This is a genomic window from Brevundimonas vesicularis (genome assembly GCF_027886425.1).
Lineage (GTDB): Bacteria > Pseudomonadota > Alphaproteobacteria > Caulobacterales > Caulobacteraceae > Brevundimonas > Brevundimonas vesicularis_C.
The window spans coordinates 2,096,037-2,116,316 of sequence record NZ_CP115671.1 but is presented as its reverse complement, the minus strand read 5'-3'; the positions used below and the strand labels follow the sequence as shown (position 1 = coordinate 2,116,316).

The following is a 20,280-nucleotide window of genomic DNA, read 5'->3' as shown; positions in this document are numbered from 1 at the left end:
TTGTGGCGTCTGGATTGTAAGTCGAATGGGTCCGCAGTGCGGGCCCATTTTGCTTTTCAGGTATGTCGTCAATGTCTTTTTCCGCTGTCGCTCTGGCCGCCCTCATTACCGCAGGCGCGCAGGCGCAGGATCCGGGACAGCCGCCGCCGACAGACCTGGAGGAAATCACGGTCGAGGGTCAGTCGCCGCGGCAGGCTGCGCGCCAGTTTGTCCAGCGTGTTGCGACCGCGCCCGCCGGTGCGCGGCTTGGACGGTGGAATACGCCGCTGTGCGTTAGCGTCGCCGGATTGAAGGCGCCCTACGGTCAGATGCTTGCCGATCGCATCGGCGAAATCGCTCATGACCTTGAAATTCGAGTGGGCGAGCCTGGCTGCTCGGCCAATGTGCTCATAATCGCCACAGAGGATGGTCCCAGCGTCGCATCGGCACTGGTGGAAGGTTGGCGTCGTCGCTTCCGTCCTCCAATCGACAACACCAACATGGGTTTGGCGGCGCTGGAACGGTTCAAAACCAGCGATGCGCCAGTGCGATGGTGGCACATTTCCCTGCCGGTCTCAGCAGACACGGGCCAACTGGCGGCCCGTGTCGCCGGTGAAGAGCCGCCTTCGATTGGATCGCGGAACGTCAGCCGCATGAGGTCGCCGCTGCGGTATGACCTGAACTCTGCGACCGTCGTCATTGATATGACCAAGGCCAGTGGCGTGCTTTTGCCGGCTTTGATGGACTATGCCGCGATGGTCGTCGTGGCCCAGGTCGATCCCCGCGCCGACTACTCCGATCAGCCCACTGTGCTGAATCTATTTGGTGATCCCCAGAACGTGACCGGCCTCACGGACTGGGATCGCGCCTATCTGCAGGCGCTGTATGAAGCGGAGCCCGATCGCGCATCCGCTGCTGCGCAGGAGGCGGCGGTCGCGGAACGACTACAGAAAGGGCGTCGTGCAGCGGCGAACCAGCAAGACGCGCAGTCCGATTGAACCCGGCGTCTTGCGCAGGGTGTCATCGAACGCGATATGCAGCATAACCGGCTGACGACGCTGAATCGTCGCCACTGCATCCGAGAAGGCTAAATGCGCGATCCGATCGAACTGATGAACATGAACCTGGTGCCGATGGTGGTGGAGCAGTCCAGCCGCGGCGAGCGCTCCTTCGACATCTTCTCGCGCCTGCTGCGCGAGCGGATCATCTTCCTGACGGGACCGTTCGAGGACGGTATGGCGTCACTGATCTGCGCCCAGCTGCTGTTCCTTGAATCGGAGAATCCGAAGAAGGAGATCAGCATGTATATCAACAGCCCCGGCGGTCAGGTGACCTCGGCGCTCGCGATCTATGACACCATGCAATACATCAAGAGCCCGGTTTCGACCGTGGTCATGGGTATGGCGGCCTCGGCCGGCTCGTTGATCCTTACGGCGGGCGCCGCTGGCCAGCGCATCGCCCTGCCGAATGCGCGGGTCATGGTGCACCAGCCCTCGGGCGGGTTCCGGGGTCAGGCGTCGGACATCGAACTGCATGCCGCCGACATCCGTTACACCAAGCGTCGTCTGAACGAGATCTATGTCCATCACACCGGTCGGACGTATGAGGAGGTCGAAAAGACCCTGGATCGCGACCACTTCATGTCGGCCGAGGAAGCCAAGGCCTGGGGCATCGTTGACCATGTTTACGATCGCCGCGAGCAGGCTGACGCCGACGGCGTGAAGACGCCCGGCAACTAAGACAGCTGTCGAAAGACGAAAGGGCGCGCCCGTTGCGGCGCGCCCTTTTCATTTTGTGCTATCGGAACCGCCATGCAGTTTACACGAGATCAAAGCGGCACGGTCGATGTCGATGGCGAAAGCTACGTCTGGGAGCTTCGTCGCCAACCTCAGCCCAAGGGCGGCAACGTCTGGGAGGGCATGGCTGTGTCCCTTCGCCACGCGGACTTCAAGCGTGAAGCCGTCGTCCAATTTCCGCCGCCGCTTCGGCCCAATGGACGACCGGATGTGGAGAAGCAGCGCGTCAACGTCGACGCTGTCCGCACCGCTATCGCCTCGGCGATCGAGGCCGGCTGGGATCCGGCCTCGCGCGGCAAGGCGATGGTGTTCGATGTGGACGCCGACGGCAACTAAGCCTCAGGGCTTTTGGCGGAAGATCCTGAAGCCGGGCTGCTGGGCCATCGCCAGCATCTCGGTGTCACCCGAGGTGTCGCCATAGGCGGCCGTCAGGGTCATGTTCTCGCCATAGGCCGCCTTCAGCCGCCGCACCTTCTCCTCACCCCGACAGTTGGGGCCGGCGAAGTCGCCGGTGATTCGATCGTTGGCGTCGAAGACGAATTCGGTGCCCAGCAGGGCCTCGGCCCCCAGTTTGCGGGCGAACGGCGCGACGGTCGTCGTAGGAGACGCGGTCACGATGACGCGGTGCGCGCCGCGTTCGCCCCAGTCGTTCCACACCTCAAGCGCATCGGGTCGCATGAACCGCGGCCAGATCTCTTCGGCGAAGACTGCGGCTTCCACTTCCAATGTCTGACGGCTCACGCCAAGCAGGAACTCCCTGACGGAGGCCGCTTTGATCCGGCCCCGGTCGCGATCCTTGGCATAGGCGGCCAGCGCGGGGGCCAGCTTGACCAACCCCAGCGCCCAGGCGCCCGGACCGGCGCGCCAGCGCAGGAACTCGGTGAAACTGTCGCGAATCGTCAGCGTGCCGTCGAAATCGAAGGCGACGATGGCAGGTCCATTCGCCGTGGACTGGCGTATTTCCTGCACGATACCCATGTCAGACATTCGCCTTGATCCCCGTCGACACTGATCCATCCACGCACTGCAACAATCCCTTGCCGCCTTCGGGGTTGTTCCGGAACGTGTGATGGGTGATTGTCATTTTTTGAAGACCTTCGCATCCAGAGTGCTGGAATCAATGTGAGGGAAGCGCGTTTCGGGCCATTTCGGTCCGCCCCGCGGGAGTGAGATAAGGGTCTATGACCAAAGCAGCCGGCACCGACGCCAAAAGCACCCTCTACTGCTCGTTCTGCGGAAAGAGCCAGCACGAGGTCCGCAAGCTCATCGCGGGCCCGACCGTCTTCATCTGCGATGAATGCGTCGAACTGTGCATGGACATCATCCGCGAAGAGCACAAGATCGGCTTCAAGAAGACGACCGACGGCGTGCCCACGCCCAAGGAAATCCGCGACGTGCTGGACGACTATGTCATCGGCCAGGCGCACGCCAAGAAGGTGCTCTCGGTCGCCGTCCACAACCACTACAAGCGCCTGAACCACGCGACGAAGAACAACGACGTGGAACTGGCCAAGTCGAACATCATGCTGATCGGGCCGACCGGCTCGGGCAAGACGCTGCTGGCCCAGACGCTGGCGCGCATCATCGACGTGCCCTTCACCATGGCCGACGCCACGACCCTGACCGAGGCCGGTTATGTGGGCGAGGATGTCGAGAACATCATCCTGAAGCTGCTTCAGGCGTCGGACTACAACGTTGAGCGGGCTCAGCGCGGCATCGTCTACATCGACGAAATCGACAAGATATCGCGCAAGTCGGACAACCCCTCGATCACGCGCGACGTGTCGGGCGAAGGCGTGCAACAGGCCCTGCTGAAGATCATGGAAGGCACCGTCGCCTCCGTGCCGCCGCAAGGCGGTCGCAAGCATCCGCAGCAGGAATTCCTGCAGGTCGACACCGCCAACATCCTGTTCATCGTCGGCGGCGCCTTCGCCGGCCTGGAGAAAGTGATTTCCGCACGTGGCGCGGGCGCCTCGATCGGCTTCGGCGCCCAGGTCAAGGAGATCGACGAACGTCGCACGGGCGACATCCTGAAGGGTGTCGAGCCTGACGACCTGATGCGGTTCGGTCTGATCCCCGAGTTTATCGGCCGTCTGCCCGTGCTGGCGACGCTGGAAGACCTGGACGAGACGGCGCTGGTCACGATCCTGACCGAGCCGAAGAACGCCCTGGTGAAACAGTACAAGCGCCTGTTCGAGATGGAGAACGTCGAACTGACCTTCACCGACGACGCTCTGATCGCCGTCGCCAAAAAGGCCATCACCCGCAAGACCGGGGCACGCGGTCTGCGCTCGATCCTGGAAGGCATCCTGCTGGAGACCATGTTCGAACTGCCGACCTTCGAAGGCGTCGAAGAGGTGGTGGTCAACGCCGAGGTCATCGACGGCAAGGCCCAGCCCCTGCTGATCTACTCGGAAGCCTCCAAGAAGAAGGCCGACGGCGCCGCCTGAACCGGCGAAGAGTCCTGAAATGACGAAGGCCGGAGCGATCTCGCTCCGGCCTTTTTCTTGATCTGGGGCGATCAGGCGGGTTCGGCCAGCATCAGGATATGGCCTGGGTGGGCGTCGGCCTCGGCTCTGGCGCAGCGGACGGCGCTTTTGGCGTCGGTGAAGACGCCTTCGAACAGGCCGTCGCTCGAGGTGATGCGCCAGCGATCGCCGACAGGCTGGATCGTCAGGATTTCGAACGCGGGTGGTGAGGCTAGCGGCATTATCATTGTGTGAGGCGATGTTGGTCGCGGTTCAGGCGGTCGGCCTCGGCCTGAAGTCGGGCGGCGAGACGTTCGGCCGAGATGCGATCGGGCAGGGGGCGGGTGCAGGCGTTGTTGACCGCCACGGCCCAACCGCTGGCGCGAGGCACGACCCTGTATCGTCGGGGAGGGGCGGCGCGGGTCACGCCGCCCTCGACATGGCCCTGCATCATCGCGCGCAGCCCTTGCGGATCGGGGCGCCGAACAGGGCGCCGATGAAGGTCAGCGCCATTTGAAGGGTTGTCGGCGCTGGGGCGGGACGTTTCAGGGTCTCGGCCAGCAGGTGGGAACGGCTCATGGTCATCTCCTTGGAGCGGCAGAAGACGCCCGATCCCCGTAAAGCGGCCATGTCGAAAGCGCCGCCGGGCGTAATGCGGACCTAAAGCGACGTGATCGGAAGGGCTTGTGGCCACGCAGATGTGGGCCGTTCCGCGGTCACGCTTGAACCGCGGGTCTTTCAAACCACATACTCATCCGAACGCCGTCGGAATCGACGGGCCGTCATGCGCCGGTCGGGCCTCTTGCCCGGCGGACCCTGACGGCGGGCCGGAGATGATCAATGGCCCAGGAGTACGCATCATGACTGAACCAAAAATCCTGCCCGTCCTGCCGCTGAGAGACATCGTCGTCTTCCCGCACATGGTCGTGCCGCTCTTCGTCGGACGCGAGAAGTCGGTGAAGGCGCTGGACGAGATCATGAAGGGCGAAAAGCAGATCCTGCTGGCGACCCAGAAGAACAGCGTCGACGACGATCCGTCGCCGGACGCCATCTATCCCATCGGCGTGCTGGCCTCGGTGCTGCAACTGCTGAAACTGCCCGACGGCACGGTGAAGGTGCTGGTCGAGGGCAAGGGCCGCGCGCGCCTGACCCGCTTCACCGACCGTGAGGAGTATTTCGAGGCCGAGGCCGTCGAGATCGAAGACGAAGCCGGCGACGCCTCGCAGGCCGAGGCCATGCTGCGCGCCGTGGTCGAGCAGTTCGAAAACTATGTGAAGCTGAACAAGAAGGTTCCGCCCGAGGCCCTCAGCTCCATCCCCCAGATCACCGACGCCTCCAAGCTGGCGGACTCGGTCGCGGCCCATCTGTCGGTCAAGATCGCCGACAAGCAGGGCCTGCTGGAAACCTTCGACGTGCCCAAGCGGCTGGAGAAGGTCTATGGGCTGATGGAGGGCGAGATTTCGGTCCTTCAGGTCGAGAAGAAGATCCGCTCGCGCGTGAAGCGCCAGATGGAGAAGACCCAGCGCGAATATTATCTGAACGAGCAGATGAAGGCGATCCAGCGCGAGCTGGGCGAGACCGACGATGCGCGCGACGAGATCATGGATCTGGAGAAGCGCATCCGTAAGACGCGCCTGTCCAAGGAAGCGCGGACCAAGGCCGAGGCTGAGGTCAAGAAGCTGCGCAACATGAGCCCGATGTCGGCGGAGTCGACCGTCGTGCGCAACTATCTCGACTGGCTGCTGTCCGTGCCGTGGGGCAAGGCCAAGCAGAAGCCGATCGACCTGGCCAAGGCTGAGGACATCCTGGAAGAGGATCACTTCGGCCTGGAGAAGGTCAAGGAACGGATCATCGAGTATCTGGCGGTCCAGGCCCGCACCGGCAGCCTGAAGGGTCCGATCCTGTGCCTCGTCGGCCCTCCCGGCGTCGGCAAGACCTCGCTGGCCAAGTCCATCGCCAAGGCGACGGGGCGTGAATACGTCCGCATGTCGTTGGGCGGCGTACGCGACGAGAGCGAGATCCGCGGTCACCGCCGGACCTATATCGGCTCCATGCCCGGCAAGATCATCCAGTCGATGAAGAAGGCCAAGACCACCAACGCCTTCGTCCTGTTGGACGAGATCGACAAGCTGGGATCGGACTGGCGCGGCGATCCGTCGTCGGCCCTGCTGGAGGTGCTGGACCCGGCCCAGAACTCGACCTTCGGCGACCACTATCTGGAGGTGGACTACGACCTGTCCCAGGTGATGTTCGTGACGACCGCGAACAGCCTGAACATGCCGCAGCCGCTGATGGACCGGATGGAGATCATCCGGGTCTCGGGCTACACCGAGGACGAGAAGGTCGAGATTGCCAAGCGCCACGTCCTGCCCAAGCAACTGGCGGACCATGGTCTGAAGGATGGCGAACTGATCGTGCCGGAAGACACGATCCGCGATCTGATCCGCTATTACACCCGCGAGGCCGGCGTCCGTTCGCTGGAGCGCGTTCTGGGCGGTCTGGCGCGCAAGGCCGTGCGCGAGATGGCCAAGACGGGCGCCAAGTCGATCACGGTCGATGAGGCCAAGCTGGCCGACTATGCGGGCGTGAAGAAGTTCCGCTATGGCGAGACGGACGAGGAGGATCAGGTCGGCATCGTCACCGGTCTGGCCTGGACCGAGTTCGGCGGCGACATCCTGACCATCGAGGCGATCAAGATGCCGGGCCGCGGGCGCATGACCGTGACCGGCAATCTGAAGGACGTGATGAAGGAGTCGATCTCGGCTGCGGCGTCCTATGTGCGGTCGCGGGCCCTGGCCTTCGGCGTCAAGCCGCCGGTGTTCGAGAAGACCGACATCCACGTCCACGTGCCAGATGGCGCCACGCCCAAGGACGGCCCGTCCGCCGGCGTCGCCATGACGGTGGCCATGGTCTCGGTATTGACCGGCATTCCGATCCGCAAGGATATCGCCATGACCGGCGAGATCACCCTGCGCGGCCGGGTCACCGCCATCGGCGGCCTGAAGGAGAAGCTGCTCGCGGCCCTGCGCTCCGGCGTCAAGACGGTGCTGATCCCGCAGGAGAACGAGAAGGATCTCGCCGACGTGCCGGACAATGTGAAGTCGGCGCTGGAGATCGTGCCGATCTCCACGGCGGACGAGGCGCTGAAGTGGGCGCTTGTCGGCACCCTGACGCCGGTGGAGTGGGACGAGGCGGCCGAACCCCTGCCTGCCCCGGTCGCGGCTCCGGAAGGACCGGCGGCGGCGGTCAGCCACTAACGCCGAGTTGAACAGCGAACGCCGCCGGTGACCCCACCGGCGGCGTTTTCGTTTTTGACGCAACCGCCGATCTGTCCTTTAGTGATTCGTTCTGGAGGGGGACGGATGACCAAGGCGGAACTGATCGGCCGGATGGCCAGCGCGGCGAACATCAGCCGCGACCAGGCCAAGACGGCGCTGGAGGCGTTTACCGACGGCGTGACCGAGTCGCTGACGCGGGGTGCGGATGTGAAGCTGATCGGTTTCGGCAGTTTCGTCGCCGTAGACCGCAAGGCTGGCGTTGCGCGCAATCCGCAGACCGGCGCGGCGGTCGCGCGCCCGGCCTCGCGCACCGCGCGCTTTCGCCCGGGCGAAGGTTTGAAAAGTGCCTTGAACGGTTGAGGCGCGACGGGCATAAGCCCGTCTCTGCCCTTGGGGGCGGCTAGCTCAGCTGGTCAGAGCATCTCGTTTACACCGAGAGGGTCGGCGGTTCGAACCCGTCGCCGCCTACCAAACAAAAAGGCCGCCGGATCGCACCGGCGGCCTTTCGTTTGTCTGGATCGGGCTGCGATCAGAAGCGGAAGCTGGCCCGCAGCAGCAGCGAGTAGCGGACGTAGTCTTCCAGCAGCTCGGCGTCGCCGGTCAGCGACAGCATGCCCAGTTCGTTGCCGAAGTTCAGGCGGAAGCCCAGGATCGGTCCGCCGCCTTCGATGGCGTCCGGCGACAGGATGAAGTCCGGGCCGCCGCTGGCGAAGCGGGCGATGGTTTCGCCAGCGTCGACCGAGATGTTCTGACGATAGCCGACGCGCAGTTCCGGACGGATCCAGCCGTTGCGGCCGAAGCCATAGCCGACGTTCATCGCCGCCACGGCCGAGAAGATGTGGCTGTCGCGCGAATCGATGTCGAGATCGAAGCCGTCGCCGCCGCCCTTCTCGCTGCGCGAGCCTTCCGACAGGCTGAAATATTCACCGTAGATTTCGGGGCGGATGTTCAGGCGGCCGAAGTTGCGCTCATACGAGGCGCCGCCGGCGACCGCCGCCGTCCAGCCATGCCAGTCGGACTTGTTGTTCAGATAGACGCCGGTGGCGACCAGCGAGCGATCGGCGCTGAAGGAGGCGTAGCCCCCCGCCGCACGGGCCCAGGTCGTCCAGTATTGACCCTGAGCGCGCCAGTAGAGGCCCAACTCCAGCAGATTGGCGGACAGGACCTCTTCGGCTTCGGCCTCGGGGTCCTTGATGTCGGACGAAGTGAAGGCGGCCGAGATCCCGATGGCGCCCAGGCTGGTGCCCTTTTCGACGCCGCCGGCGACGCCGAAGCCTTCGGACCGGAAACCGTAGGAGTCGGTCTTGTCCTTGTCGGCGTAGAAGTTGATCTCCTGGACCCAGGCGCTGGTTTCACCCGGCGCAGCGGCGGCGTTGCGGCCGGTCAGCGCGCGGGTGACCGCATCGACGCCGGCCGACAGCGACATCAGCGGTCCGCCGGAGTGGTCGGGCAGCATCTGCTCGTAGGCGTCGATGAAGCCGTCGCGCGACGTCTGCGACAGGAACAGGTTGCGCAGGGCCTCATTGGACCCCAGCGCGCCATAGACGGCGTCGTAGGCGGACGCCTCGACCGGGATCAACCCGGCCTCGGAGGCCGTACGGCGACGCGCGTCGACATAGACGGTGTTGCCGGCCACGCCGCCCTGCACGACGTAAAGATAGGGCGAGTTGTCCGACAGCAGGGTCTGGTTGATCTGACCCACATTCAGCGTGCCGGCCGTGATGACGTTGAACCGCTCAGGCTGATCGATCAGCGACGAGAAGCGGACGCCCAGAGTGGAGCCTGTCGCCAGGGTCGCATTGCCGCTGACATTGAAGCCGCCGGCGCGGTCGTTGGCGGGGTCAAGATTGACCAGCAATGTCCCTTCGGCGCCGATGTTCAGGTTGGAGATCGCCGTGGCGCCCGTCTGGGTGGCGGCCAGGGTGCCCTTGGACACATTGATGTCCAGCAGGCCGTCGCTGTTGGCGATGGCGCCGGTCACAACCGCGCCGCCGCTGATGTTCAGCCGGTCGGCGCCGGCGCCGAAATCGATGTCGCCGTTGACGACGCCGTTCTCGATATTGAGGGTGTCGGCGCCCGATCCCAGCTTGATCGCGCCGACAATGGCCGGTTCGTTCGCGTCCGGCACGCCGTCCTTGTCCGTATCCGTCGCCGTGCTGCCGGCAGCGGCGGGAATGCCGTACTGCCGCAGGGTGACGCCGGTCGTGTTGGCCGAGACGTCGATGGCGGTCACCTTGCCGGTGACAGGATTTGTATCGTCGGTGTTAGGGGTGAGCGAGCCGATGATCGAACCGGCGTTGTTCAGCTGGGTCAGGCTGCCGGACTGGTCACGAATAACGGTGGCCGAACCCTGATTGCCGCCGAAAGAGGCTACCAGATTGCCTGTGTTGGTCAGGGAGCCGACGTTGGCGCCTGCACCAATCAGAATGCCGGTCGCGCTCTGGGTCTGCTTGCCCGAGGCGACGGCCTGAATGGCGCCCGAGTTGTTGATTGTGGGAGCGGTCACGCCCGAGCCGATCCAGAGACCGGTGGCGTTGGCATCAACGGCCGTGGACGAGATGCCGCCCTCGTTGCGGACGCCGCCAGTAACATTCACGGCCTGGCCGCCGGTCACGCCGAGTTGCACGGCGCGCGACTCCACGCCGGAGTAAAGGCCGGATCCGATGATCGTACCGCGGTTGATCAGGCCATAGGCCGCATCGCCTGTACCGACGGCGCCGAGGGTCACCGCCTGTGTCGTCGAACCGATCAGCAGAGCAGGCGCGCCGCCCAGCGATGTGATGGAGGCGGCTGTCTCGCTGGCGTCCGGGATGCCGTCGCCGTCACGGTCCGGATCGTCGCGGTTCTTGATGCCGTCGCCGTCATCGTCCTCGTCGCCGTTCTTGACGCCGTCCTTGTCGTCGTCGCCCTCGATGCCGGCCTCGGAATAGGCGAGCGCCTTGTCCAGCAGCACGCCGCCGGCGACATTGGCGCCGACGCGCACGGCCGGTCCGCCTTGCAGCAGATCGTCTGCGTCGAGTTCGTCCAGGAACAGGGTCGTCGCGTTGTCGAAGGTGCCGGTCGTCGGACGGGCGGGCGGCGGGGTGGTGTAGCGATAGCCCGTGGCCACCACGGAAGAGTGAATCTTGAGTGCGCCGCCGACGTTACCTTCGATGGAAACGCCCGTCGCATTGGCGCCGAGGGCCGAGATCGAACCGGCAAGATCGACATTGCCGGAAATCGGCCCCGTGGTGCGGATGGCGGCGCTGTCGTTACCGGTCACACGGACCGTTCCCAGGCTCTGAAGCTTGCCGTTCAGGGCGGATTCGACGGACAGGCCGTAGGAGTTATTGCCCTCGACCGCGATCGCGCCCGTGCCCTCGACCAGGATGTTGCCGGTGAAGGGCGAGGCGCCGGTGACCCGCACGCCGTAGCGGCCAGTTCCGGTGGCGAACGGGCCGTCCAGATCGCCGTCGCCGTCCGTGTCCTTGATGTCCGCTGTTTCAAGCGTGTCGTTGACGGTGATGGAGCCGCCGACGATCACCGAGCCGGTGTTGCCGCCGTTGACCAACAGGCCGGTCGAGCCGTCGGCCGACTTGTCCATCGTGATCGAGCCGCCGCTGTCCAGATCGACCGTGTTGTTGCTGTTCAGGGTCACCGCCGCGCCCGATGTGACGGCGACACTGCCGCCGCTAGCGATGCGGATGTTGTCGGCGGCCGTGCCCGTCGCATTGGACGTCTGGATCGGCGTGGTCCGGGCGTTCGAGATGACGATCTCGGCCTGGGATCCTGTGGCGACCATCAAGGGGGCGATCGCCACGGCGGTCGCAAGCAAAATACGCATTCGGTAGAAACCCCTGGTGGTCACGCGTCACGTTACGGGAGACCCCTTAGCAGGGTCCGCGCCAGCGTTCCAAGTTTATCGAATTTGAGGCGAATGCAAGGCAGGTGATCCTGAGGCGATCCTGCAAAGCGACCCGCGTTCGCTCGTCGACCCCCGATAGGCCGAATGCGGAGGAAATCGCGAAGGCGCGCACTTGAGCTTTGCCGCGCCCGGGTTTACGGGCGTCGAACGGTCTTAGAGGCTGCGTCCCGTGGACGCATCCATCGAACCCCTCCGGCGTTCGACAGCCCAGACCAGGCGAGAACACTCCATGAGCATGACAGACCTCGACGTCCAGGAAAGCGAACTCCGACTGATTCCGGGGCTGGACGTGGAAGTCGCCGAAACGCTGCGGGCCCTAAAGGCGGCGGCGATGGACGAGCGGCCCCGGCTGGTGGACACCACAATGCTCTATGCGCCGCGCTCAGGCGGGGTGAAGCGCTATATCCTGTCCAAGAAGGCATGGATCGAGGCCAATCGGCCGGGGATCAGTCATTCGCTGATCGTCCCCGGCGCGCGTCACAAGGCGCGCGCCGACGGCATCGTGCAACTGCGGGCGACCAAGCTGCCGTTCGGCGACGGCTATCGTTGGCCCAGTTCGGTGAAGCGCTGGAGCGCCTGGGTGGCGGCGATGAAGCCGTCGATCATCGAGGCCGGCGACCCTTACACGCCGGGGCAGGGGGCTTTGGAGGCCGGCCAGCGGGTCGGATGCCCGGTCGTCGGCTTCTGCCACTCTGATCCGGCCGGGCTGGCGGCGTTGCATTTCGGCGAATGGGCCAAGAAGCCGGTGGAGAAGCGCTGGGCGAAGCTGTTTTCACAGTTCGACCGAGTCGTTTCGCCCAGCCGCTTTATCGCGCGGCGCCTTGAAGAGGCCGGTGTGAACAACATCGTCATTCGGCCTTTGGGCGTGGAGATCGACACCTTCCGTCCGGAACGTCGTGACCGGCAGTGGCTGCTGAAACAGCTGGGTCTGGGCGATGACGCGCGGCTGCTGTGCTTCGCCGGTCGTCCAGCCAAGGAAAAGAACGTCGATGTGCTGATCGAGGCGGTCCAGAAGCTGGGCGCCCCCTATCACCTGGTGCTGGTCGGCGCAGGCGCGGGGATGCCCGAGGAAGATCGCGTCATCTCCATGCCCTATGAAAGCGATCCGAAGGCCGTCGCCAAGATCATCGCCAGCTGCGACGCCTTCGTTCACGCCAATGATAAAGAGCCGTTCGGGCTGATTGTGCTGGAGGCCATGGCCTGCGGACGGCCCGTGGTCGGGGTCAATGCGGGCGGCGTCGCCGAGACGGTCGACGAGAGCGTGGGGCAACTGGCCGCCAGCGCGGATGCCGACGACTATGCCCAGGCGGTCGAGGCCCTGTTCGCGCGCGATATCGAAGCGATCGGCCGGGCGGCGCGCGAGAAGGCGGTCAGCCAGTTTGCCTGGAACCGCGTGTTCGAGGACCTGTGCATGGTCTATGGCGAGCTGACGGGCGAAACGGCGTTCGTGAACCCGGATACGGCGCTGCCGCTGCACTGAGGCGGACAATCCGACTGTGAGTTTGGTGGCGCGTTTCCGACAACGGGGGCGCGCCACTTCTTTTATCGATGTCTTGAAAAGAAGTGGCGCGAGTGACGGGGCTCGAACCCGCGACCTCCGGCGTGACAGGCCGGCACTCTAACCAACTGAGCTACACCCGCGTATCAGGTCGAAACTTTTGAGCTGTTTCGAAAGCTTTTTGGGAAGGCGGTGTGCGCCACTCTTCTATTTCTAGAAAGAGTGGCGCGAGTGACGGGGCTCGAACCCGCGACCTCCGGCGTGACAGGCCGGCACTCTAACCAACTGAGCTACACCCGCGTTTCCCGGCCGAAGCGGCTGTGCGCCCCGGCGAGGGGCGTCGTTTAGGCGGGCTGACACATCGCGTCAAGCGACCTTTTCGGAGAAACGCGCCCCTCAACGCGAAGGGGCTATGGACGGTGCGACCATCGCCGCCTGGGGCGGGCTATGCGGCCCCGCGACGCCGCCGTCGGCAGGTTCATGGGCCGCCACGGCGGGAGGCGGCGGCTCGTAGTGGACGCCGACGCCCGGCCCCAGCGGCAGGTCGAAGGCGACCCAGGCCGCAACCATGGCCAGACCGGCGACCAGGAAGGCCCCGGCGTAGGGCAGCATGGTCGCCATCAGCGATCCCAAACCGAATCGTGGATCCCAGCGCTGGGCGAAGGTCAGGATCAGCGGGAAGTAGCTCATCAACGGCGTGGCGATGTTGGTGACGGAATCGCCCATGCGATAGGCGGCGGTCGTCATCTCCGGCGAAATGCCCAGCAGCATGAACATCGGCACAACGATGGGCGCCAAGGCCGACCACTTGGCCGAGGCCGAGCCGATGAACAGGTCGAAGAAGCACGAGACGAAGACCACGCAGATCAGCAGCAGCGGGGCGGGCAGGGCCAGGGTCTTCAGACCCGCCGCCGCATTGACCGCCAGGATGGGCCCCAGGCCCGACCAGTTGAACATGGCCACGAAGTGGGCGGCGAAGAAGGCCAGCACGATATAGGGCGCCAGCTGGGCGATGCCGTCGCGCATCATCGTGACCATGTCGCGGTGCGACTGGATCGTGCCGGCTCCGGCCCCATAGACCCCGCCGGTGACGAAGAATGTGATGGCGAAGAAGGCGACCAGGGACTTGTAGAGCGGATTGAACTTCTGCTCCGGGTCCACCGCGGGATCGACGAACGGCGAGCCCGGTATGAAGGTTAGCAGGGCCCAAAGCGCGATCATGCCGAGAAGCGCCAGGCCGGCGAACTTCAGGCCGCGCTTTTCGGCGGCGGTCAGGGGCTGTTTTTCCGAAGCGTTCGGTGCGGCGACGCCCTCTGACGGCTTCCAGACGCCGAGGCGCGGCTCGATCACCCGGTCGGTCAGGAACCAGACGATGGGGGTGAAGACGAAGACGACGCCGACGATGAAGAACCAGTTGCCCGCGATGTTCACTGAATAGGACGGATCGATCAGGCGGGCGGCCGGCTCAGTGATGCCCAGGATCAAGGCGTCGCTGGCGCCAGGGAACAGGTTGCCAGCGTATCCGCCCGACACGGCGGCGAAGCCTGCGGCCAGACCCGCCAGCGGATGTCGGCCCGCTGCGGCGAAGATGACGGCCGCCAGCGGGATGACCACGACATAGGAGGCGTCCGACGCGTGATGGGACACCATGCCGGTGATCACGACGACGGGCGTCAGTATGGAACGCGGAGCGTTGAGCAGGGCGCCGCGAATGGCGGTCGCGAACATCCCTGTGCGTTCGGCGACCGAAGCGCCATAGATGATGGTGATGACGATGCCGAGAGGCGGGAAGTCCGCCAGGGTGCGGGGCATGCCGATGATCAATTGTTCCAGATTCTCGGCCGACAGCAGGCTCTTGGCGACCAGTTGATCGCCGGTGACCGGATTGACGGCGGACCAGCCCAGGCCGGCGCCGACCATGCTGAGGACGATCAGACCGCCGATCAGCCACAGGAACAGGAAGACGGGATCGGGCAGTCGATTGCCGATCCGCTCGACAGCGTTCAGGGCGCGGCTGGCTAGGCTCATTCGGATGACTTTCGGTTACGCGATCGGCTCGCCAATAGGCCTTTGCAGCCCGGCGACGCGCAAGCGTCGGCCCTGCGACATATGGCGCGCAAAGTTGCGAGCCGTTCTCAATGAAAATCCAATGGCCGCAGGGGTTTGAACGGCGGCGGTCTTGGGTCTAAGAAGCGCCGAATCCCGCCTCTCCCCGGCGGACGAGGTTCTTCGAATGAACGCATTCCTTCTCGAATATCTTCCGGTCCTGGTCTTCGCCGGCGTGGCCGCCTTCATCGGCATTCTTTTCATCGTGCTGCCGCTGCTGCTGGCGCCGAAGAGCCCCGATAGCGAGAAGCTGTCGGCCTATGAGTGCGGCTTCAACGCCTTCGATGATGCCCGGATGAAGTTCGACATCCGCTTCTATCTGGTGTCGATCCTGTTCATCATCTTCGACCTGGAAGTCGCCTTCCTGTTCCCGTGGGCGGTGTCGATGTTCGATCTGTCGCACGCCGGCATGGTCTTCGCCTTCTGGTCGATGATGGTCTTCCTGGGCGTGCTGACCATCGGCTTCATCTACGAATGGAAGAAGGGAGCCCTGGAATGGGAGTAGTCGCCGCTTCCAAGCCCGCAGGCCTGGTGTCTGCATCGGGCGCGCCGCTGGTTCCGGCCGGCGCCGGCGCGCGTTCGACCGTCGAGGGTTATGACCCCAAGGTCCACGACAAGTTCTTCGAGGCCGTGAACATGGAGCTCGGCGAGCGCGGCTATCTGGTCGCTGCCGCCGACGACGTCATCAACTGGGCCCGCACGGGCTCGCTGATGTGGATGACCTTCGGCCTGGCCTGCTGCGCGGTCGAGATGATCCAGATGTCGATGCCGCGCTTCGATGTCGAGCGCTTCGGCATGGCGCCGCGGGCCAGCCCGCGTCAGTCGGACCTGATGATCGTCGCCGGCACCCTGACCAACAAGATGGCCCCGGCCATCCGCAAGGTCTACGACCAGATGCCCGATCCGCGTTATGTCGTGTCGATGGGCAGCTGCGCCAACGGCGGCGGCTACTACCACTATAGTTACAGCGTCGTGCGCGGTTGCGACCGCGTGGTGCCGGTGGACGTCTATGTGCCCGGCTGCCCGCCGACGGCCGAGGCGCTGCTGTACGGCCTGCTGCAACTGCAGAAGAAGATCCGTCGCACGGGGACCATCGACCGATGACCTCTCTGGCTGTTCAAGCGCAACACGAAGCCGCCCTGACGCCGCTGGGCGCCGAGATGGTCGGCGCCTTGGGTGTCGAGGCCCAGGTGGCGTTCGGCGAGCTGACGCTGGTCGCGCCGCGCGAGCGGATCGTCGAGGTGCTGACGACGCTGCGCGATCAATTCGGCTTCCAGCAACTGCTCGATCTGTGCGGCGTGGACTATCCGGATCGCAAGGAGCGGTTCGAGGTGGTCTATCACCTGCTGTCGATGACGCGGAACGCGCGCCTGCGGGTCAAGGTCTCGACCGACGAAAACCAGCCGGTGCCTTCGGTCATCTCGGCCTATCCGGCCGCCAACTGGTTCGAGCGTGAAGCCTACGACATGTACGGCATGCTGTTCTCGGGCCACCCGGACATGCGTCGCCTGCTGACGGACTATGGTTTCGAGGGCCATCCGCTACGCAAGGACTTCCCGATGACAGGCTATGTCGAGGTCCGCTACGACGAGGAACAGCGCCGCGTGGTCTATGAGCCGGTCAAGCTGACCCAAGAGTTCCGCACCTTCGATTTCCTGTCGCCCTGGGAGGGCGCCGAATACCCCGCGCCGGTCCTGCCCGGCGACGAGAAGGCGGGAGGCCAGGCGTAATGGCTGACGGAAACCCCACCCTGCCGCCGTTGGGCGTCGATGTGTTCGAGGACGATCTCGACACGCGCACCGCCCATGCGCGTGAGATGGAAGATCGCAAGTTCACCATCAACTTCGGTCCGCAACATCCGGCCGCGCACGGCGTGCTGCGCCTGGTGCTGGAGCTGGACGGCGAGATCGTCGAGCGCGTCGATCCGCACATCGGCCTGCTGCACCGCGGCACCGAAAAGCTGATGGAGGCGCGCACCTATCTTCAGAATGTGCCGTATCTGGACCGGTTGGACTACGTCTCGCCGATGAACCAGGAGCACGCCTTCTGCCTGGCCATCGAGAAGCTGCTGGGGATCGAGGTTCCGTATCGGGCGCAGCTGATCCGCGTCCTGTATTCGGAAATCGGCCGCATCCTGTCGCACATGCTGAACGTGACGACCCAGGCCATGGACGTCGGCGCCCTGACGCCGCCGCTCTGGGGCTTCGAGGAACGCGAAAAGCTGATGGTGTTCTACGAGCGCGCTTGCGGCGCCCGTTTGCACGCCAACTACTTCCGTCCCGGCGGCGTCCACCAGGACCTGCCGATGGACCTGATCGACGACATCGGCCGCTGGTGCCACGAGTTCCCGCCGGCGCTGAAGGACATCGAAAGCCTGGTCACCGAGAACCGCATCTTCAAGCAGCGCAACGTCGACATCGGCGTGGTGTCCAAGCAGGAAGCCCTGGAATGGGGCTTCAGCGGCGTGATGCTGCGCGGCTCGAACATCGCCTGGGACCTGCGCAAGTCGCAGCCCTACGAGTGCTATGCCGAGCTCGACTTCGACGTGGTCGTCGGCAAGAACGGCGACTGCTGGGACCGCTATCTGGTGCGCATCGAGGAGATGAAGCAGTCGGTGCGGATCATGGAGCAGTGCATCCACAAGCTGCGCAACTGCCCCGGCGAGCCGGTGATGGTCGAGGACAACAAGATCGTCCCGCCGCGCCGTGGCGAGATGAAGCGCTCGATGGAGTCGCTGATCCACCACTTCAAGCTCTACACCGAGGGCTTCAAGACGCCCGAGGGCGAGGTCTATGCTTCGGTCGAGGCGCCCAAGGGCGAGTTCGGCATCTATCTGGTGTCGGACGGCACCAACAAACCCTATCGCGTGAAGATCTCGGCGCCGGGCTTCCGCTCGCTGCAGGCGATGGACTGGATGAACCGCGGCCACCAGCTGGCCGACGTGTCCGCCATCCTGGGCTCGCTCGACATCGTTTTCGGAGAAGTGGACCGATGAGCGTTCGTCGTCTCGCCAAGGAACAGCCGGCCTCGTTCGCCTTCTCGGCCGATACGACGGCCAAGGCCGAATGGTGGATCAAGAAGTATCCGGAAGGCCGTCGTCAGTCGGCGGCGATCCCGATCCTGTGGCTGGTGCAGAAGCAGGAAGGCTGGGTGTCCGAACCCGCCATCCGCGCGATCGCCGAACTGCTGGACATGGCCTATATCCGGGTGCTGGAGGTCGCGACCTTCTACACCATGTTCATGCTGGAGCCGGTCGGCAAGACGGCGCTGATCCAGGTGTGCGGCACAACCCCGTGCATGCTGCGCGGCGCCAATGAGCTGATGCGCGTCTGCAAGGAGAAGATCGGTCCCAAGGATCATCTGTCCGCCGACGGCCGCTTCACCTGGCAGGAAGTCGAGTGCCTGGGCGCCTGCTCCAACGCGCCGATGGCCCAGATCAACGACTACTATTTCGAGGACCTGACGCCCGAGACGATCGGCCGGATCATCGACGACTTCGCCGCCGGCAAGACGCCCGAGCCGGGCTCCTACATCGGTCGCACCAATGCGGCGCCGGAAGGCGGGCCCAAGACCCTGCTCGATGCGACGCTGTATGACGGCTCGGCCGCCAAGCCGATCAAGAAGCTGCCGAACAGCGACCCCGCGCCGGTCGAGAAGGCGCCGGCCTGATGTCGCCGCCGGATCTGAACACCGAGGAGGGCCGCGCAGCCTACCGCAAGGAACTGCGCAACGTCGGGCGTCCGCTGCGCGCGGGCGGCCTGGCCATGGTCGTCGGCGCGGCCGTTCTGATCCTGATCTCGCGTCAGGGCGCAGTCGGGCCGTGGGCGGTCAATCTCTCCTACTTCATGCTGGCGGCGGGCTGGGTGATGGTCATCGCGGCCATCTGGATGCGCACGCGCCACCACAAGCGCCGTCTGGCGGAAGGACTCTGAGGGCCATGGTCGGCATTCTCGAAGACAAGGATCGCATCTTCACCAACCTGTACGGCTTCCACGACTGGACGCTGGATGGGGCGAAGAACCGCGGCGCCTGGAACGCCACCAAGGACATGCTGGACCTTGGCCGCGACTGGATCATCAACAACGTCAAGGCCTCGGGTCTGCGCGGCCGGGGCGGCGCGGGCTTCTCGACCGGCCTGAAGTGGTCGTTCATGCCCAAGGAAGTGAAGGATCGTCCTCACTACCTGGTCATCAACGCCGACGAATCCGAGCCCGCGACCTGCAAGGACCGCGAGATCATGCGCCATGATCCGCACCTGCTGATCGAAGGCGCGCTGATCGCCAGCTTCGCGATGCAGGCCCATGCCTGCTACATCTATCTGCGCGGCGAATACGTGCTGGAACGCGAGCGCATGGAAGCCGCGGTCAAGCAGGCCTATGAGGCCAAGCTGATCGGCGACGGCAACGTCCACGGCTGGGACTTCCACGTCTATATCCACCACGGCGCGGGCGCCTACATCTGCGGCGAAGAGACGGCGCTGCTGGAATCGCTGGAAGGCAAGAAGGGCCAGCCGCGCCTGAAGCCGCCGTTCCCGGCCGGCGCGGGTCTCTACGGCTGCCCGACCACGGTGAACAACGTCGAGTCGATCGCCGTCGTCGGCACGATCCTGCGTCGCGGCGCCGACTGGTTCGCCGGCTTCGGCCGTCCGAACAACACCGGCACCAAACTGATGTCGCTGTCCGGCCACGTGAACACCCCCTGCGTGGTCGAAGAGGCCATGTCGATCCCGCTGCGTCAGCTGATCGAGGATCACGGCGGCGGCGTGCGTGGCGGCTGGAGCAATCTGAAGGCCATCATCCCCGGCGGCGCGTCCTGCCCGGTCATCACACGCGAACAGGCCGAGACGGTCCTGATGGACTTCGATTCCATGCGCGAGGTTCGCTCTTCGCTGGGCACCGCCGGCGTGACGGTGATGGACGAGTCCACCGACATCGTGAAGGCGATCGCCCGCATCAGCTACTTCTTCAAACACGAGAGCTGCGGTCAGTGCACGCCGTGCCGCGAAGGCACTGGCTGGATGTGGCGCGTGCTGGAGCGGATGGCCGTGGGTGAGGCCGATCCGTCGGAAATCGACCTGCTGCTGGACGTCGCCGGACAGGTCGAGGGACACACCATCTGCGCCCTGGGCGACGCCGCCGCCTGGCCGGTTCAGGGCCTGATCCGTCACTTCCGTCACGAGATCGAAGAGCGGATCGCCAACTACCGCAGCCGCCGTGCGAACTTCGCCGGCCACGCGATCGCGGCGGAGTAG

The 20,280-nt window shown here is 64.9% G+C and carries 20 protein-coding genes and 3 tRNA genes; 15 read left to right on the top strand and 8 right to left on the bottom strand.

What is annotated here, in order from left to right; translation table 11 throughout:
• Nucleotides 1-71: 71 nt before the first annotated feature.
• The 3 genes from PFY01_RS10920 to PFY01_RS10910 all read left to right on the top strand — a co-directional run bounded on the left by PFY01_RS10920 (nucleotide 72) and on the right by PFY01_RS10910 (nucleotide 2,111).
• Nucleotides 72-977: a hypothetical protein gene (locus tag PFY01_RS10920; RefSeq protein ID WP_271041288.1), complete on the top strand. Its 906-nt coding sequence runs from the start codon at nucleotides 72-74 to the stop codon at nucleotides 975-977.
• A gap of 93 nt (nucleotides 978-1,070) precedes the next feature.
• On the top strand, nucleotides 1,071-1,718 hold the full coding sequence (locus PFY01_RS10915) for an ATP-dependent Clp protease proteolytic subunit (RefSeq protein ID WP_017506180.1): 648 nt from the start codon (nucleotides 1,071-1,073) through the stop codon (nucleotides 1,716-1,718).
• 72 nt (nucleotides 1,719-1,790) lie between these two features.
• Entirely contained in the window at nucleotides 1,791-2,111 is a 321-nt protein-coding gene (locus tag PFY01_RS10910; RefSeq protein WP_271041287.1) for a hypothetical protein, read from the top strand.
• Nucleotides 2,112-2,114: 3 nt separating this feature from the next.
• Here PFY01_RS10910 and PFY01_RS10905 read toward each other — a convergent pair whose 3' ends face one another.
• Entirely contained in the window at nucleotides 2,115-2,762 is a 648-nt protein-coding gene (locus PFY01_RS10905) for an HAD-IB family hydrolase (RefSeq protein WP_271041286.1), read from the bottom strand.
• Nucleotides 2,763-2,956: 194 nt separating this feature from the next.
• Between PFY01_RS10905 and clpX the strand changes: the two genes are divergently transcribed.
• The gene (gene clpX, locus PFY01_RS10900; protein WP_055755232.1) at nucleotides 2,957-4,225 is read left to right on the top strand and encodes an ATP-dependent Clp protease ATP-binding subunit ClpX; all 1,269 of its coding nucleotides are present in this window, start codon (nucleotides 2,957-2,959) and stop codon (nucleotides 4,223-4,225) included.
• A 71-nt stretch (nucleotides 4,226-4,296) separates the two neighbouring features.
• Here clpX and PFY01_RS10895 read toward each other — a convergent pair whose 3' ends face one another.
• The 3 genes from PFY01_RS10895 to PFY01_RS10885 are packed head-to-tail and all read right to left on the bottom strand — an operon-like array spanning nucleotide 4,297 to nucleotide 4,822.
• Nucleotides 4,297-4,485 (bottom strand): hypothetical protein, encoded by a 189-nt coding sequence (locus tag PFY01_RS10895; RefSeq protein ID WP_271041285.1) that lies wholly within the window; start codon nucleotides 4,483-4,485, stop codon nucleotides 4,297-4,299.
• 2 nt (nucleotides 4,486-4,487) lie between these two features.
• Nucleotides 4,488-4,697, bottom strand: a complete 210-nt coding sequence (locus PFY01_RS10890; RefSeq protein WP_055753481.1) for a hypothetical protein — start codon at nucleotides 4,695-4,697, stop codon at nucleotides 4,488-4,490.
• Nucleotides 4,694-4,822: a hypothetical protein gene (locus PFY01_RS10885; protein ID WP_271041284.1), complete on the bottom strand. Its 129-nt coding sequence runs from the start codon at nucleotides 4,820-4,822 to the stop codon at nucleotides 4,694-4,696. The genes PFY01_RS10890 and PFY01_RS10885 overlap by 4 nt, the downstream gene beginning before the upstream one ends.
• Before the next feature lie 281 nt (nucleotides 4,823-5,103).
• Between PFY01_RS10885 and lon the strand changes: the two genes are divergently transcribed.
• The 3 genes from lon (at nucleotide 5,104) to PFY01_RS10870 (ending at nucleotide 7,992) form a co-directional block, all read left to right on the top strand.
• The gene (lon, locus tag PFY01_RS10880) at nucleotides 5,104-7,500 is read left to right on the top strand and encodes an endopeptidase La (RefSeq protein WP_271041283.1); all 2,397 of its coding nucleotides are present in this window, start codon (nucleotides 5,104-5,106) and stop codon (nucleotides 7,498-7,500) included.
• Between the two features lie 105 nt (nucleotides 7,501-7,605).
• A complete protein-coding gene (locus PFY01_RS10875; protein ID WP_017504003.1) occupies nucleotides 7,606-7,881 on the top strand; it encodes an HU family DNA-binding protein in 276 nt (91 codons plus the stop codon).
• 34 nt (nucleotides 7,882-7,915) lie between these two features.
• A tRNA-Val gene (locus PFY01_RS10870) sits at nucleotides 7,916-7,992 on the top strand.
• A gap of 58 nt (nucleotides 7,993-8,050) precedes the next feature.
• On the opposite strand, the gene PFY01_RS10865 is transcribed toward PFY01_RS10870, so the two are convergent.
• Complete coding sequence (locus tag PFY01_RS10865; protein ID WP_271041282.1) at nucleotides 8,051-11,344, bottom strand: autotransporter outer membrane beta-barrel domain-containing protein; 3,294 nt, start codon at nucleotides 11,342-11,344, stop codon at nucleotides 8,051-8,053.
• 310 nt (nucleotides 11,345-11,654) lie between these two features.
• Between PFY01_RS10865 and PFY01_RS10860 the strand changes: the two genes are divergently transcribed.
• The gene (locus PFY01_RS10860) at nucleotides 11,655-12,905 is read left to right on the top strand and encodes a glycosyltransferase (RefSeq protein WP_271041281.1); all 1,251 of its coding nucleotides are present in this window, start codon (nucleotides 11,655-11,657) and stop codon (nucleotides 12,903-12,905) included.
• 84 nt (nucleotides 12,906-12,989) lie between these two features.
• On the opposite strand, the gene PFY01_RS10855 is transcribed toward PFY01_RS10860, so the two are convergent.
• From PFY01_RS10855 to PFY01_RS10845, 3 genes are all read right to left on the bottom strand, one after another.
• Nucleotides 12,990-13,066: transfer RNA gene (locus PFY01_RS10855), tRNA-Asp, on the bottom strand.
• 80 nt (nucleotides 13,067-13,146) lie between these two features.
• Nucleotides 13,147-13,223, bottom strand: a tRNA-Asp gene (locus PFY01_RS10850).
• 96 nt (nucleotides 13,224-13,319) lie between these two features.
• A complete protein-coding gene (locus PFY01_RS10845) occupies nucleotides 13,320-14,951 on the bottom strand; it encodes an AbgT family transporter (protein ID WP_271041280.1) in 1,632 nt (543 codons plus the stop codon).
• 205 nt (nucleotides 14,952-15,156) lie between these two features.
• On the opposite strand from PFY01_RS10845, the gene PFY01_RS10840 reads away from it, so the two are divergent.
• The 7 genes from PFY01_RS10840 to nuoF all read left to right on the top strand — a co-directional run bounded on the left by PFY01_RS10840 (nucleotide 15,157) and on the right by nuoF (nucleotide 20,280).
• Nucleotides 15,157-15,534 (top strand): NADH-quinone oxidoreductase subunit A, encoded by a 378-nt coding sequence (locus tag PFY01_RS10840; RefSeq protein WP_017503999.1) that lies wholly within the window; start codon nucleotides 15,157-15,159, stop codon nucleotides 15,532-15,534.
• Nucleotides 15,504-16,133 (top strand): NuoB/complex I 20 kDa subunit family protein, encoded by a 630-nt coding sequence (locus PFY01_RS10835; RefSeq protein WP_087119131.1) that lies wholly within the window; start codon nucleotides 15,504-15,506, stop codon nucleotides 16,131-16,133. Before PFY01_RS10840 ends, PFY01_RS10835 begins: the two co-directional genes overlap by 31 nt.
• Complete coding sequence (locus PFY01_RS10830) at nucleotides 16,130-16,759, top strand: NADH-quinone oxidoreductase subunit C (RefSeq protein ID WP_271041279.1); 630 nt, start codon at nucleotides 16,130-16,132, stop codon at nucleotides 16,757-16,759. The genes PFY01_RS10835 and PFY01_RS10830 overlap by 4 nt, the downstream gene beginning before the upstream one ends.
• An 86-nt stretch (nucleotides 16,760-16,845) precedes the next feature.
• Nucleotides 16,846-18,024, top strand: coding sequence for an NADH-quinone oxidoreductase subunit D (locus tag PFY01_RS10825; RefSeq protein ID WP_271043052.1), 1,179 nt, complete (start codon nucleotides 16,846-16,848; stop codon nucleotides 18,022-18,024).
• Nucleotides 18,021-18,698 (top strand): NADH-quinone oxidoreductase subunit NuoE, encoded by a 678-nt coding sequence (nuoE, locus tag PFY01_RS10820; RefSeq protein WP_271041278.1) that lies wholly within the window; start codon nucleotides 18,021-18,023, stop codon nucleotides 18,696-18,698. The genes PFY01_RS10825 and nuoE overlap by 4 nt, the downstream gene beginning before the upstream one ends.
• A complete protein-coding gene (locus tag PFY01_RS10815) occupies nucleotides 18,698-18,961 on the top strand; it encodes a hypothetical protein (RefSeq protein WP_017503994.1) in 264 nt (87 codons plus the stop codon). Before nuoE ends, PFY01_RS10815 begins: the two co-directional genes overlap by 1 nt.
• 5 nt (nucleotides 18,962-18,966) lie before the next feature.
• The gene (gene nuoF, locus PFY01_RS10810; protein ID WP_055753489.1) at nucleotides 18,967-20,280 is read left to right on the top strand and encodes an NADH-quinone oxidoreductase subunit NuoF; all 1,314 of its coding nucleotides are present in this window, start codon (nucleotides 18,967-18,969) and stop codon (nucleotides 20,278-20,280) included.

Excerpts from the sequence above, each read along its gene's own strand:
- PFY01_RS10920 (WP_271041288.1), top strand. The coding sequence starts at position 72 with ATGTCTTTTTCCGCTGTCGCTCTGGCCGCCCTCATTACCGCAGGCGCG.
- PFY01_RS10915 (WP_017506180.1), top strand. The coding sequence starts at position 1,071 with ATGCGCGATCCGATCGAACTGATGAACATGAACCTGGTGCCGATGGTG.
- PFY01_RS10910 (WP_271041287.1), top strand. The coding sequence starts at position 1,791 with ATGCAGTTTACACGAGATCAAAGCGGCACGGTCGATGTCGATGGCGAA.
- PFY01_RS10905 (WP_271041286.1), bottom strand. The coding sequence starts at position 2,762 with ATGTCTGACATGGGTATCGTGCAGGAAATACGCCAGTCCACGGCGAAT.
- clpX (WP_055755232.1), top strand. The coding sequence starts at position 2,957 with ATGACCAAAGCAGCCGGCACCGACGCCAAAAGCACCCTCTACTGCTCG.
- PFY01_RS10895 (WP_271041285.1), bottom strand. The coding sequence starts at position 4,485 with ATGCCGCTAGCCTCACCACCCGCGTTCGAAATCCTGACGATCCAGCCT.
- PFY01_RS10890 (WP_055753481.1), bottom strand. The coding sequence starts at position 4,697 with ATGATGCAGGGCCATGTCGAGGGCGGCGTGACCCGCGCCGCCCCTCCC.
- PFY01_RS10885 (WP_271041284.1), bottom strand. The coding sequence starts at position 4,822 with ATGAGCCGTTCCCACCTGCTGGCCGAGACCCTGAAACGTCCCGCCCCA.
- lon (WP_271041283.1), top strand. The coding sequence starts at position 5,104 with ATGACTGAACCAAAAATCCTGCCCGTCCTGCCGCTGAGAGACATCGTC.
- PFY01_RS10875 (WP_017504003.1), top strand. The coding sequence starts at position 7,606 with ATGACCAAGGCGGAACTGATCGGCCGGATGGCCAGCGCGGCGAACATC.
- PFY01_RS10865 (WP_271041282.1), bottom strand. The coding sequence starts at position 11,344 with ATGCGTATTTTGCTTGCGACCGCCGTGGCGATCGCCCCCTTGATGGTC.
- PFY01_RS10860 (WP_271041281.1), top strand. The coding sequence starts at position 11,655 with ATGAGCATGACAGACCTCGACGTCCAGGAAAGCGAACTCCGACTGATT.
- PFY01_RS10845 (WP_271041280.1), bottom strand. The coding sequence starts at position 14,951 with ATGAGCCTAGCCAGCCGCGCCCTGAACGCTGTCGAGCGGATCGGCAAT.
- PFY01_RS10840 (WP_017503999.1), top strand. The coding sequence starts at position 15,157 with ATGAACGCATTCCTTCTCGAATATCTTCCGGTCCTGGTCTTCGCCGGC.
- PFY01_RS10835 (WP_087119131.1), top strand. The coding sequence starts at position 15,504 with ATGGAAGAAGGGAGCCCTGGAATGGGAGTAGTCGCCGCTTCCAAGCCC.
- PFY01_RS10830 (WP_271041279.1), top strand. The coding sequence starts at position 16,130 with ATGACCTCTCTGGCTGTTCAAGCGCAACACGAAGCCGCCCTGACGCCG.
- PFY01_RS10825 (WP_271043052.1), top strand. The coding sequence starts at position 16,846 with ATGGAAGATCGCAAGTTCACCATCAACTTCGGTCCGCAACATCCGGCC.
- nuoE (WP_271041278.1), top strand. The coding sequence starts at position 18,021 with ATGAGCGTTCGTCGTCTCGCCAAGGAACAGCCGGCCTCGTTCGCCTTC.
- PFY01_RS10815 (WP_017503994.1), top strand. The coding sequence starts at position 18,698 with ATGTCGCCGCCGGATCTGAACACCGAGGAGGGCCGCGCAGCCTACCGC.
- nuoF (WP_055753489.1), top strand. The coding sequence starts at position 18,967 with ATGGTCGGCATTCTCGAAGACAAGGATCGCATCTTCACCAACCTGTAC.